The sequence below is a fragment of the Streptomyces sp. TLI_55 genome, assembly GCF_900206255.1.
GTDB classification, from domain to species: Bacteria; Actinomycetota; Actinomycetes; order Streptomycetales; family Streptomycetaceae; genus Streptomyces; species Streptomyces aquilus.
Window position 1 is genome coordinate 1 of record NZ_OAOJ01000001.1, and the last position, 12,048, is coordinate 12,048.

The window sequence follows — 12,048 nt, forward strand, 5'->3', positions numbered from 1 at the left end:
CCGATCAACCGCGTCCGTCACATCAGCCCGCACGACCAGCGCCTGCGGATGTGCCTGCGCGAATCGGTCAAGCGCATCCTGCGAACGTCCGCAGACGACGACGGACGCCCCTAGCTCCACAAAGGATTGCGCGAGGCTCAAGCCGATGCCCGAGGTTCCACCAGTGATGAGTACGGTCTGTGACACGATGCCACCTCTCCGTATAGCGTACCGATTGGTACGAAACACGTTAGCACATCCGTACCGATCGGTACCGAAGGCGTAGGATGAAGAAATGACCTCGACGACACCGGTCCCCCCTGGCAGGCCTCGCGCGTTCGACCTCGACGAGGCACTCGATCGTGCCGTCCTGGTGTTCTGGTCAAAGGGTTTCGAGGGTGCCAGCCTTGACGACCTCACCGAAGCGATGGGTATCAGCCGCCCCGGCCTGTACAGGGCGTTCGGCAGCAAGGAAGATCTCTTCTACAAGGCGTTGGAGCGGTACACCGAGGGCTTGACGGCCTACTTCGGCCGAGCTCTGGCAGAGCCCACCAGTGCGGCAGTGGCTACTGCCGTACTCCATGGGACGGTCGAGGCGGCAACCATGCCGGGATTGCCCGCGGCTGTCTTGGCGTGCAGGGTGCGTTGGCCACCGGGGATGACAGCCGCCCCGTCCGAGACACACTCATCGCATGGCGTGAGGACGGGATAGCCCACTTGACGCGCCGGTTTCAGCAGGCGGTGGACGCCGGTGACCTTCCGCCTTCCACAGATCCTCATCTTCTCGCGCTCTACCTGAGAACAGTCGCCAATGGGATCGCCGTCCAGGCCGCAAGTGGCAGTTCCCGCCCTGAGCTGCTGCAAGTCGCGAACCTCGCGCTGGGCAGCTGGCCAAAGCCATAGTCAGCCAGGCAGCCAGGCAGCCAGGCAGCCCGGGATCTGCGCACATGCTTGCGCGGGATGCCGACGCTGCGACGGGGTCGGCGGGACGGCGCGTGCCGGGGCCGAGGCGCGCAGTCGACCACCGATGATCAACTGTTCGTCAAGCCGTGCGTGTCGGCGGCATCCCGGCTCCCGCCCTTGTCGCGTCGGTGCCCCAGCTGGCCAGCAGTCGTAGTGCCTGCGCGGACGGCGAGTTGGGTTCGGCGTGGTACGTCGCCAGCGTCTGTTCGTGGTCATCGGCCAGATGGAACGACTCGAGGCGGAGCTCGAGTTCGCCGACGAGCGGGTGGTGCAGGCGCTGGATGCCGTGGCACTTGTCCTTGATGTCGTGGGCGGCCCACAGCCGCCGGAACTCCTCGCTCTTCACGGAGAGTTCGCCCACCAGTGCGGACAGCCGGGGGTCATCCGGGTGGGAGCCGGCGTCCAGGCGCAGCTGAGCGACGACGTCGTTCGCTTTGTGCTCCCAGTCCACGAACAGGTCGCGGTACTCGGGCCTGAGGAACACCAGCCGCGCCCAGTTCCGCTCGTGCGCGGGCAGTTCGGCCCAGTCGCCGAAGACCACCGCGGCCATTCGGTTCCAGGCGAGGAGATCCCCCCGCCGCCCCACGAGTATCGCCGGGCCGCCTTCCATGGTGTCCAGCAGCGTCCGCAGGTGGCCGCGCACCTGCTGGGTGCGGCCGGTCGGCCTCTTCTTGTGCTGTTTCGGCTTCGCCAGGTGTGTGAGGTGGGCGCGCTCGGCGTCGCTCAGCCTGAGTGCGCGGGCGATGGCGTCGAGGACCTCCGCCGACACGTACCGCCCGTTGCCCTGCTCCAGGCGCGTGTAGTACCCCACCGACACCCCGGCCAGCTGCGCCAGCTCCTCGCGGCGCAGCCCCGGTACCCGCCGGTGCCGTCCGAAGTCCGGCAGGCCCACGTCCTCCGGCTTCAGCCGGGCCCGCCGGGTGCGCAGGAACTCGCTGAGTTCGGCACGCGGATCCAGAGCGCCGTCGGCGGGCTCGTGCACCGGCTCGCGGTATTCGTCCATGCCTTCGAGTATCCCCGGTCGGACGTTCATCAGCCTGCACCAGTCAGTGGTAGGCACAGCGGATGTACATAAAGCCGTGACCTGGGTGAATACCGGATCGTCCAGCACGCTGGCCACTGTGCCCGGCTGGAAGGCAGCCGGGGCGTGACTTGCATCAGGAACGGAGCACACCCCATGACCGCAACACAGGGGACCGAGTCGAGGACGCACCGGAGCGAAACGGCCGCGGAGGTGGTCGGCCGCCTTCGTGCGACGTTCAACACCGGCGTCACCCGCGGACTGGACTGGCGCGTCGACCAGCTGCGGCGGCTGCGGGCGCTGCTGGTCGAGAACGAGCAGGAGCTGATCGAAGCGCTCTGGGCGGATCTGAGGAAGAACGCCGCCGAGGCGAAGACGCAGGAGATCGACTTCACCGTCGCCGACATCGACGAGACGCTGGCGAATCTGGAGAGCTGGCTTCAGCCTCGCCCGGTGGAGGTTCCCGCCCACTTCGGCCCCACGACCACGGCCTACACCACGTACGACCCGCTCGGAGTGGTCCTGGTGATCGCTCCGTGGAACTTCCCGCTGCACCTGCTCATCGACCCCATCATCGGCGCCCTGGCCGCCGGGAACACCGTGGTGGCCAAGCCGAGCGAGATCTCGGTGCACACCTCGGCGGTCGCCTCACGCCTCCTGCGCGAGTACTTCGACCCGGACGTGCTCTCGGTGGTCGAGGGGGGCGCCGAGGAGACCACGGCCCTGCTGGCAGAGCGTTTCGACCACATCTTCTACACGGGCAATGGCGCGGTCGGCCGGATCGTCATGGCCGCAGCCGCCAAGAACCTCACCCCCGTCACGCTCGAGCTCGGAGGCAAGTCACCGGTCTTCGTGGCGCCCGACGCCGACGTGGAGGAGACCGCGAAGCGGCTGGTCGGCGCCAAGTTCGGCAACGCGGGGCAGCAGTGCGTAGCCCCCGACTACGTGCTGGCCGACCCGGCCACCGCCGCCGCGCTGGTCCCCGCCCTTCGTGCGGCGATCGAAACCCAGTTCGGCACCAGCCCGCAGACCTCGGCCGACTTCGGCCGGATCATCAACGAGCGGCACTTCGAACGGCTCACCCGGCTGCTGGACTCCGGCCGGGCGGCGGTGGGAGGCCAGCACGACCGTGACGACCTGTTCATCGCACCGACCGTGCTCACCGATGTCGACCCCGCATCGCCGGTCATGCGGGAGGAGATCTTCGGTCCGATCATCGCCGTCGTCGAAGTCGAAGACCTCGATGCCGCCATCGCCTTCATCAACGAACGCGACAAGCCCCTCGCTCTCTACGCCTTCACCGAGTCCGAGGCCACCAAGTCGCGCCTGGTGAACGAGACGTCCTCCGGCGGCGTCGCCTGGGGCCAGCCGGTGATGCAACTGCTCATGACCGACCTGCCGTTCGGCGGCGTCGGCGAAAGCGGCATGGGCCGCTACCACGGCCGGTACTCCCTCGAGACGTTCAGCCACCTCAAGGGCGTCGCGGACGTACCGCTCGGCTAGCCTCGCGCGTTCTGCCGACACCACCCACACGCCGATCCGCCGGGACAGCGCGGACCCCTGCGTCGCAGACCCTCATCCCGTTTCCCTCCATACCGCAGAAAGAAAGAAACCCATGCCTGCCAACACTTCAGAAGCTGCGCCCGCCCCGTCACTCTTCTCCCCCGTCTCTCTCGGGAAGATCGAGCTCGCCAACCGCATCGTCATGGCACCGCTGACCAGGGTCCGGGCCGGTTCCTCCGGTATCCCCGGGGACCTGATAGTCGAGTACTACCGGCAGCGGGCGAGCGTCGGAATGATCATCACCGAGGGCACCTACCCCGACCACGCGTCGCAGGGGTACGTCGGTGAGCCGGGCATCGCCACCGACGAGCAGGCGGCCGGCTGGCAGCGGGTGTTCGACGCGGTGCACGCCGAGGGCGGCCGCATCGTCCTGCAGATCATGCACGCAGGCCGCGGCACCCACCCCGACATCAACGGCGGCCGCCGCATCCTCGCCCCCAGCGCGATCGCCATCGACAACAAGACGTTCACCGAGAAGGGCGAGCAGCCCTACCCCGTACCGGAAGCGATGACCACCGCAGAGATCCGGGCAGCCGTGAAGAATTTCGTCGCCGCGGCCCGCCGGGCCATTGACGCGGGAGCGGACGGCGTGGAGATCCACGGCGCCAACGGCTACCTGCTTCAGGAGTTCCTCTCCCCGGCGGCCAACCAGCGCACCGATGAATACGGCGGCTCGCCGCACAACCGCGCCCGCTTCGTCGTCGAGGTCGTCACGGCGGTTGCCCAGGCCGTCGGTGCCGAACGGGTCGGGCTGCGGATCTCGCCGGAGGTCGACCTCGGGGACGTCTTCGAGACCGACCGGGACGACGTCCTGGCCACCTACGGCACCCTGCTCGACCAGCTGCGCCCGCTGGGCCTGGCCTATCTCTCCGTACTGCACGCCGAGCCGGGCGGCGACCTGGTGCAGGAGCTGCGGCGGCGCTTCGACGGCAAGCTGATCGTCAACAACGGCCCCTTCGGGGGACAGACCACCCGCGAGCAGGCGCTCCAGCAGATCGAGGCCGGCCACGCCGACGCCGTGGTCGTGGGCCGGGCCCTCATCGCCAACCCCGACCTGGTCGAGCGCTGGCAGGGCGGCCACCCGGAGAACGAGCCGCGGCCGGAACTGTTCTACGGGCCGGGCGCCGAGGGCTACACCGACTACCCCTTCCTCGAAGCGGCTTGAGGCCCACGGTCACGCCTGTCCATGCGGCAGCCCCACTCCCCCATGGACAGGCGCCCGACCGGCGACACGATGCCCGCCCCCTTGCGCCCTCGGTCACACCGGCGATCGCCGGCTCGCGGACCGTCGAGTCCGTCAGGGCGTTGACGGTCCGCAGGTTCCTGGTCAGCAGCCTGCGTTCGGTGACCTCGTCGAGCACACCGCTCTCGTGCGTGGCCACCGCGGCGGCCTTCGGCCACAGCTGCCACCTGTGACCGTCTTCCGGCGGCGGCCCATCCACCAGGTCCGCCTTCCGTAAGGCAGTCCCTCGCCGATATCCGTCAGTTCGCCGCGGCCGACGCCCCAATGCGGGCACGGCAGGTCTGCGAGGCGATGGACAAGGAGATCGCGCCCAACAACATCCCCGCTTGAGACGCAAGCGGTGACCGGGCGCGGCATCCTGGCCGGGACCGGGCAGGGATTGTTCGCCCTGGCGCGGCCATAGCCGCCGGGCGGCCCCCGAACAGCGGTTGGCGCTCGGGCAGTTCAGGTGGCACCTTGGGCGTTGCTCTCGCACGCGATGCCGGGCCACAGGGGATGGTCAGTTAACAGCGGCTAACACAATGAGGTGGATCGCTCCTGGCTGCCGTGTCCAGGGCGGGAGTTGAGCGTTCGGCCCGGTGTGGGGACGTCGCCATGGATCGTGTCGGATGAGCTTTGGGACCATCTGGAGCCGCTGCTACCGCGGCGTGAGCGCAGGTTCCGGTATCCGGGTCGCAGGCCGTTGCCGGACCGGGCGGTGCTGTGCAGGATCTTGTACGTGCTGCCCACCGGGATCCAGTGGGAGTACCTGCCCAAGGACCTCGGCTTCGGGTCGGGCATGACGTGCTGGCGCAGGCTGCGGGACTGGAACGAGGCCAGCGTCCGGCAGCGGTTGCATGAGGTCCTGCTGGCCGAACTGAACGCGGCCGCACGTCTGGACTGGTCCCGGTGTGTGGTCGACTCCTCGCACGTCAGGCCGCTAAAAGGGGGCAGCACACGGGCCCGTCGCCGGTCGACCGGGGACGAGCGGGCTCCAGCATCACTTGATCACCGACGGGCACGGCACCCCGCTCGCGGTCCTGCTGACCGGCGGCAACCGTAACGACGTCACCCAACTCCTGCCCCTGCTCGACGCGATCCCGGCGGTTCGCGGTCGGCTTGGTCATCCTCGCCGGAAGCCGGACTCGCTGTTCGCAGATCGCGGGTACGACCATGACGTCTACCGCGACCAGGTCCGCGCCCGAGGTATCGTGCCCGCGATCGCCCGGCGCGGCACCCTGCACGGCACGGGACTGGGCACCTACCGCTGGGTCGTGGAGAGGAGTTTCGCCTGGCTGCACGGCTTCCGACGCCTGCGCATCCGCTGGGAACGGCGAGCCGACATCCACGAAGCCTTCCTCAAACTCGCCTGCTGTCTGATCACTCACCGACAGCTCGGCGTTTTGCGATGCCGTCGGTAGAGGTCATCGCGCGGCTGGGCGATGCAGTGACGCAGATCTGCTCTGCGGAGCATCCAGCGGCCTATGAAATGGCGACACCATGCTGCAGTTCACACGTGTCGTGCTGGAGGTGCAGCTGGCGGAGGTCTTGCAGTGCAGCGATGGGAAAGGAGTGCTGAACCCACTTCGCCCGATAGCCGTCCTCGCCATGCACCTGAAGGACTGACTGAGCGGCTTCCATTACGACGTGGCTGAGAAGATCTCGCGGCTGCGTAGAGGCCCAGACCAGTGTGCCCTTCTGGTCGGGCATGTTGAAGCTCGCGGACATGTCAGGGAAGCGGTAGATCGCCACGTCAACCTCCGAGCCCCTGCCTCGCAGGACCCACCTCACTTCAGCCGGTTCAAGGTCGAAGGAGAAACACTGGACAGGCATAGGGCCATACAGACCCGCCACACCGAGAAGCAAGTCGGCAAGCGCATCCGTGCAGTAGCTGACGATGTCCTTCCGCTCCGAAGAACGATCCCTGATGAGGCACGTTGCCCAGCCGCTGCCACTCAGTTCCCAACTGAACTGAAGATCGTTGGTCACCCCGCCCCTCCAGTGATCGTCTCCGAAGACGGTACAGCGCAGAGACAGGGGAACCCCCGCCTTCAACACAACCAACCGCCGCGGCCCAGCGGTCAGGAGATCCACTCGATCGTTTGGCGGGTGCGGCTGGCGCACCCTTCGTCTTCATTGTGTTAGCCGCTGTAAAGGGGCGGATCACGTGAGCGCGAGTGAAGGACGGGAGCACTGGGAGCTGCTGCCCGGAGCCGGGCTGGGGCCACTGCGGTTCGGGATGAGCCCGGCCGAGGTCGCCGACGCACTCTGGATGTCTGAGCCGCAAAAACGGGTGGGCGATCCGTACGGAGCAGGAAGACTTCGCCGACGGGGTGAAGGTGTTCTACGACGCGGGCAAGGTGGCGTGCATTGCCCTGGGCGCGGTCACAGGACCACAGGTCTTGCTAGCGGGCTTCGCGCCGGCCGGACGAGATCCCGAGCAGGGGCACCAATTGCTCCTTGACTACGCCGCCGGAGACGGCAGTTGCTTGTCGCACACACCCGATGACTCCCTCGCCCTGACCGATCTGGGTGCTCTTCTGCGCTCTCAGGGGTCGGTGGCGTGCGGATGTCGCGGCCGGTCTGTGAAGGAGGACTGGTTGGAGCCGGAGTACTACCGCGATCGCCTTCCTTTGGAAGGCGCCCGGCCACCGATGAATCGCGTTCGACCGTTTGGGAGGGTGTGAGTGTTCGACCGTGGATTGTGGACGATGGCCTCTGGACGTTGATCGAGCCGTTGCTGCCGCCCTGGCCACAAAGAGCACCAGGTCCGAGGCCGCTGGAAGACCGGTTGTGCCTGCAGGGCATCCTGTACGTGCTCTACAACGACGTCAGCTGGCAACTGCTGCCGCTGGAGCTGGGGTTCGGCTCCGGACAGACCTGCTGCCACCGGCCCAGCCGACGCCCTGGACTGGACGCGGGCCTGCGTGGACGCCTCCCTCATCCGCGCGAAAAAAAGGGGGTGATGCCACCGGCCCGTCACCGGTCGACCGCGGGAAGACCCGCAGTAAACACCACCTGATCTGCGACGCTAACGGCACACCACTCAAGGTCATCAGCACCGCGGCCAACCTCAACGACGTCACTCAGACCCCTCGCCCTGGTCGACGGCCTCCCACCCATCGCCGGGAAGCCAGGCCGTCCACGCAGGCGCCCCGACGCACTGCTCGGCGACAAGGGCTACGACAGCAACCCCAACCGGCGCGAGCTGCGTAGGCGGCGCATCTTGCAAGTGATCTCCCGCAAGGGCGCCCCGAACACCAAGGGCCTGGGCAAGCTCCGCTACGTCGTCGAGCAGACCTTCTCGCTCCTGCACCACTTCAAGCGCCTGGCCGTCCGCTGGGAAAGACGCCTCGACCTGCACGACGCCCTCGTCCCACTTGCCTGCGGCCTCATCTGCTGGAGACGCCTCAAGAAGGTCCGCCCATGATCGTGTTACGAGCTCCAAGCGTCGGACGTGGTCAACACGCGAGAGGGTCAGCCGTCGCTACGGAGCATGTTGAGGATCTGGGGCCAGGCAGCCGCTCCCAAGAGGGCGTCAGCCTCGGCCGTGCCTCCGTACAGGAATTGCGGGGATGCCGGTGCACGGCTCTCGCCTGGAAGCCGCGGGCGGTGGCCGGCATCGTGACGGGCGATCAGACGCACGGTGGCCCCGGCTGAGCGTCGGCGCCTGGCCAGTTGTTCGGCGAAGGGAAGGGACGGCCACATCGCGTCGTCGCCGCCCGCGACCAGCAGGAGGTCAGCCCGGGCCTTGTCCACGGGGATCTCCGCGGCAGGGAGCAGGTGCGCGAAGGCCCGCGCGCTGCGTTCGTACCATCCGCGGATGGCGACCGGCCCGCTGTCCGGCTCCGCGGGAGTCCAGGAATCATCCATCGGGACGAAAGGCAGCGCCTGCTCTCGCCAGGTCCAGGACGATCGATATGGGTGCTGCGCGCCGTCACGGCCTGGTCCGACGTTGCACCAGACATGGAACGTGGGCGACAGGGCGATGACCACGTCCACACGCGGATCGTGCACTGCCGTGAGCAGAGCCGCCTCAGCCCCCTTGGAGATGCCCAGGATGCCGACGCGTTCCGCTCCGTTGGCCTGGAGGAAGTCGACGGCGGTGGTGAAGATCTCCAGGGGGATCTCGCAGATGCCCGGGGGCTGTCCCGGCCCGCCGAACCAGCGGATCGCCATGGCCGTCATGCCCTGCTCGGCAAGGATGCGTGCTCTCTCCCGTTCGACGCGCCCGCTGGAACCCGCCAGAACCACAACGCCGATGTCGCTGCCGCAGGCAGGAGCGACCAGAACCCCTTCCCAGGGGTCGGTCAGCTCGCGCTCAACGACATCCACGTGGCTCCCCATCAGTCCGCCTCAGCCTGTCAGTACAGCCTCATCAGCCTCGCCGCTCGTCCCAGACGGACCGCACCCGGCCCCGTGGCCGCCCGCAGCGGCAACCCGCGGTCCCAGATGACACTGCTCTCCGCAGCCACCTCGAGTCGCCGGATCGTCACCAACCACCTGCAGAACGGGGAATCGCAGTCGCCAGGCTCCCGCCACCGGACGGCTCCGGCACAGATCTTACGGAGTCGTCGAACAGCGTCGCAGGGCAGGTCACATGCGCGGCTGCGCTCACACCTGTTCCTGGTAGACCCTGATATCCATGGGAAGAACGTTGCGGACGATCGACCAGAAACCGTGCAGCCGGAGCTCCTCGGCCCAGCTGTCGAGATCCTCGTCCGTGCCGTGGAAGAACCACGACTCAAAATGCCCCAGCGCACGCAGTTGACGGACAGGTTCGTACCGCAGCTCGCAGTGAAGCTGAAGGTAATGGTCATGCTCACCCGCGGCATCGCAGACCTCGAACTGCCGGACAAAATCCAGGACGAAAACAGGCGGCCCACCGAAAGCGTAGGTTCCGTACTGGCAGAGCAAGCCATCCGCATCAGGAGTACTCGCCGCATCAAAGCACTGCGAGCCAAAACGCACGAACCTCAACCACACCTCGTCCACACCCAGCCCGGCCAGAGCCTGCTGCCCACGGCTCAGCTCATGCCGAAGCCGCTCCCCGGCCTGCCCTATCGGCAGTCTCTTCGACATTGCTCTCCGTGTCGGTCGCGAGGAAATCTGACGTCTCGCATCAATCCTCTCAACCCGTCACCGTCACCCGGCACGACCACAAGGGCTGCAGAGCCTGCGGGGAGACGCAACCGAAGCAGGAACACCCTGCGGACGAGTCCGAATCCGGCACCCCTAGAACTGCCACCGTCACGCGCTGGTTCCCGTCCTCCACGCACCCCGCCATGCTCCTCATGCCGACCTACCTCCCCAACTCGGTACTGCCCGACTCGCCGGCCCGCACCGCCGACGTCCAATTGAGGTCGGCGGTCACCTCGTCGCCGGAGCGGGCGGCCAGCCGATGGTCGGGGCCCTTTGTTGCGCCGTGCAGGCTCACCGGCAGCCGATGCGCACCGGCGACGAGCCCGTGCGGTCCCTCGATCTCCACGGCCACCCCCTGCGCCCCGATTGGCTGCGCGAGACTGACGCCCGCGACGTACCGGGGCCCAGCCCGAACGAGATCGAGAACGTCCACTGGTGTCGGTACGGTCCGGTCCCGCCCAGCCGGTGGGCTGGGAGGGGACCAGCACGATTTCCGCACCGGCCGGTTCGTCGTCGACGACCCGGGCGAGAAACTGGGCACTCGGTTATGGGGTCGAGTAGGGGTCTTGGCTGATCAGGTGGGCCTTCAGGCCTTCTCCGACGCCGGGTTCCGGGGTGCCCGCCCAGTCCTTGATGAGCACGCCACCACTGCTGCAGCCCCAGGGGTTCCAGGTCCACGCGAGATAACTCATGTTGTGCGCGTCGGCCCAGTCCACCAGCTGCTGCATGTAGTCGAAGCCGCAGTTGTCCTGGCCGAACTCACCGATGACGACCGGAACTTGTTGTGCGAGCGGGGCGACCTGGCTGTCCCAGCAGGACGCTGTCGCACAGGCGTTGAAGCTGTACGAATGCCATGACGCGGCGATGTTGTTCAGCGGGTCGTTCGGCATGTGCGTCAGCCATTCGCGCATGTCGTTGGCCCACTCGAGGCCACCCAGCATGAGGATGTTGGTCGCGCCGGTGGCCCGGACCGCGTCGACCAGGTCCTGCATGCCGGCCGTCTCGTACGGGAGGCCCGTGCAGGTGCCGCCGTCGCGCCAGCACTGCCAGCCGACGGTCTTGTCCCAGTCGGCGGCGATCTCCGGGTACGGCTCGTTGAACAGATCGAGGACGACGGCGTCATTGCCCTTGAAGGCGCCTGCGACACCGGTCCAGAACTGGGGGGCGTACTGCGCGTCCGGCATGGGTTTCTGGCAGGTCGCGGTGGCGTCCTTGCAGTGCCAGTCCGGCCCGTTGGTATAGGCGCCCCGCGTCCAGTGCAGGTCGAGGATCGGGGTGATGCCATTGGCGACCAGCAGGTTGACGTAATCTTTGACGCCTTGCTGGTAAGCGGTCCCCTTGGGCGAGCCGTTGAGGCCGAGCCAGCATTCCTCGTTCAACGGCACACGTACCGCGTGGATGTTCCAGGTCTTCATCGCGTCGACGGAAGCCTGGTCGACCGGGCCGCCGTCCCACAGTCCCTTGCCCTGAACACAAGCGTATTCACCGCTGGAGCGGTCCACGCCCAGCAGCCGGTACGGCTTGCCGCTCGCGGTGACGATCTTGTTGCCGGAGACCTTCAGCTCCGGGGCGGGACCGCTTGGACTGGCGGTCGCAGTGGTGGTGGGGCTGGGGGTCGGGGATGTCACCGAGCCGGTGCAGGTCACGCCGTTGAGGGCGACCGACGCGGGTTGCGGATTGGCGCCCTTCCACGCGCCGTTGAACCCGATGGACGCCGACCCGCCCGTGTCCAGTGTCCCGTTCCAGTCGAGGTTGGTGGCGGACACATGGGTTCCGGACTGTGTCCAGGTGGCACTCCAGCCGTTGGTGACCTTCTGGTCGGAGTTCGGGAAGTCGAAGGTCGCGGTCCACCCTCGCACGGGGGAGCCGAGATTGGTGATGGCCAGGTCCGCGGTGAACCCTCCCGGCCATTCGCTCTGCACCTTGTACGCGACCGAGCAGCCGGTGGCGGCTGCCGATGCGGGCAGGGTGGCGAGGGCAAGGCCACCCAGGATCAGTGCACCGGCCGCGCCGGCGGCTATTAAGGTGTGACGACGTTTCACCTGGTCTCCTTGTTGCGTAAGGGATCGATGAGTTCGATACCCCATCTGATTGACGGACGGGTGGGCCAGGGGCCCAGGCCGAGGGCTGGCAGTTGACCGGTCCACCGGGCGGGTGC

At 67.5% G+C, this 12,048-nt stretch carries 9 protein-coding genes and 3 pseudogenes; 5 read left to right on the forward strand and 7 right to left on the reverse strand.

The annotated features are described in order from the left end of the window. Window positions 1-186, reverse strand: a 186-nt coding sequence (locus CRP56_RS00005; RefSeq protein WP_257039930.1) for an SDR family NAD(P)-dependent oxidoreductase, incomplete at its 3' end; no start/stop codon positions are given. Window positions 187-274: 88 nt separating this feature from the next. Between CRP56_RS00005 and CRP56_RS00010 the strand changes: the two are divergent. After that, window positions 275-882: pseudogene (locus tag CRP56_RS00010) on the forward strand (TetR/AcrR family transcriptional regulator). Between the two features lie 139 nt (window positions 883-1,021). On the opposite strand, the gene CRP56_RS00015 reads toward CRP56_RS00010, so the two are convergent. Further along, window positions 1,022-1,945, reverse strand: coding sequence for a helix-turn-helix domain-containing protein (locus CRP56_RS00015; protein WP_097259387.1), 924 nt, complete (start codon window positions 1,943-1,945; stop codon window positions 1,022-1,024). Window positions 1,946-2,119: 174 nt separating this feature from the next. On the opposite strand from CRP56_RS00015, the gene CRP56_RS00020 reads away from it, so the two are divergent. The 3 genes and pseudogenes from CRP56_RS00020 to CRP56_RS00030 all read left to right on the forward strand — a co-directional run bounded on the left by CRP56_RS00020 (window position 2,120) and on the right by CRP56_RS00030 (window position 6,169). Beyond that, complete coding sequence (locus tag CRP56_RS00020) at window positions 2,120-3,466, forward strand: aldehyde dehydrogenase family protein (RefSeq protein ID WP_097259388.1); 1,347 nt, start codon at window positions 2,120-2,122, stop codon at window positions 3,464-3,466. Between the two features lie 112 nt (window positions 3,467-3,578). Further along, window positions 3,579-4,691, forward strand: coding sequence for an alkene reductase (locus CRP56_RS00025; protein WP_097259389.1), 1,113 nt, complete (start codon window positions 3,579-3,581; stop codon window positions 4,689-4,691). 619 nt (window positions 4,692-5,310) lie between these two features. After that, window positions 5,311-6,169 (forward strand): annotated as a pseudogene (locus CRP56_RS00030) (IS5 family transposase). A gap of 61 nt (window positions 6,170-6,230) precedes the next feature. Here the strand turns inward: CRP56_RS00030 and CRP56_RS00035 are convergent. Beyond that, window positions 6,231-6,737: a hypothetical protein gene (locus CRP56_RS00035; protein WP_097273530.1), complete on the reverse strand. Its 507-nt coding sequence runs from the start codon at window positions 6,735-6,737 to the stop codon at window positions 6,231-6,233. A gap of 694 nt (window positions 6,738-7,431) precedes the next feature. Between CRP56_RS00035 and CRP56_RS00045 the strand changes: the two are divergent. Further along, a pseudogene (locus CRP56_RS00045) lies at window positions 7,432-8,178 on the forward strand (IS5 family transposase). 47 nt (window positions 8,179-8,225) lie between these two features. Here CRP56_RS00045 and CRP56_RS00050 read toward each other — a convergent pair. From CRP56_RS00050 to CRP56_RS00065, 4 genes are all read right to left on the reverse strand, one after another. After that, entirely contained in the window at window positions 8,226-9,083 is an 858-nt protein-coding gene (locus tag CRP56_RS00050; protein WP_257039931.1) for an acyl-CoA thioester hydrolase/BAAT C-terminal domain-containing protein, read from the reverse strand. 279 nt (window positions 9,084-9,362) lie between these two features. After that, complete coding sequence (locus tag CRP56_RS00055) at window positions 9,363-9,830, reverse strand: hypothetical protein (RefSeq protein WP_097259391.1); 468 nt, start codon at window positions 9,828-9,830, stop codon at window positions 9,363-9,365. A gap of 220 nt (window positions 9,831-10,050) precedes the next feature. Continuing rightward, window positions 10,051-10,236, reverse strand: coding sequence for a hypothetical protein (locus tag CRP56_RS48120; RefSeq protein ID WP_257039932.1), 186 nt, complete (start codon window positions 10,234-10,236; stop codon window positions 10,051-10,053). 199 nt (window positions 10,237-10,435) lie between these two features. Then, complete coding sequence (locus CRP56_RS00065) at window positions 10,436-11,932, reverse strand: cellulase family glycosylhydrolase (RefSeq protein ID WP_097259392.1); 1,497 nt, start codon at window positions 11,930-11,932, stop codon at window positions 10,436-10,438. Window positions 11,933-12,048: the final 116 nt, after the last annotated feature.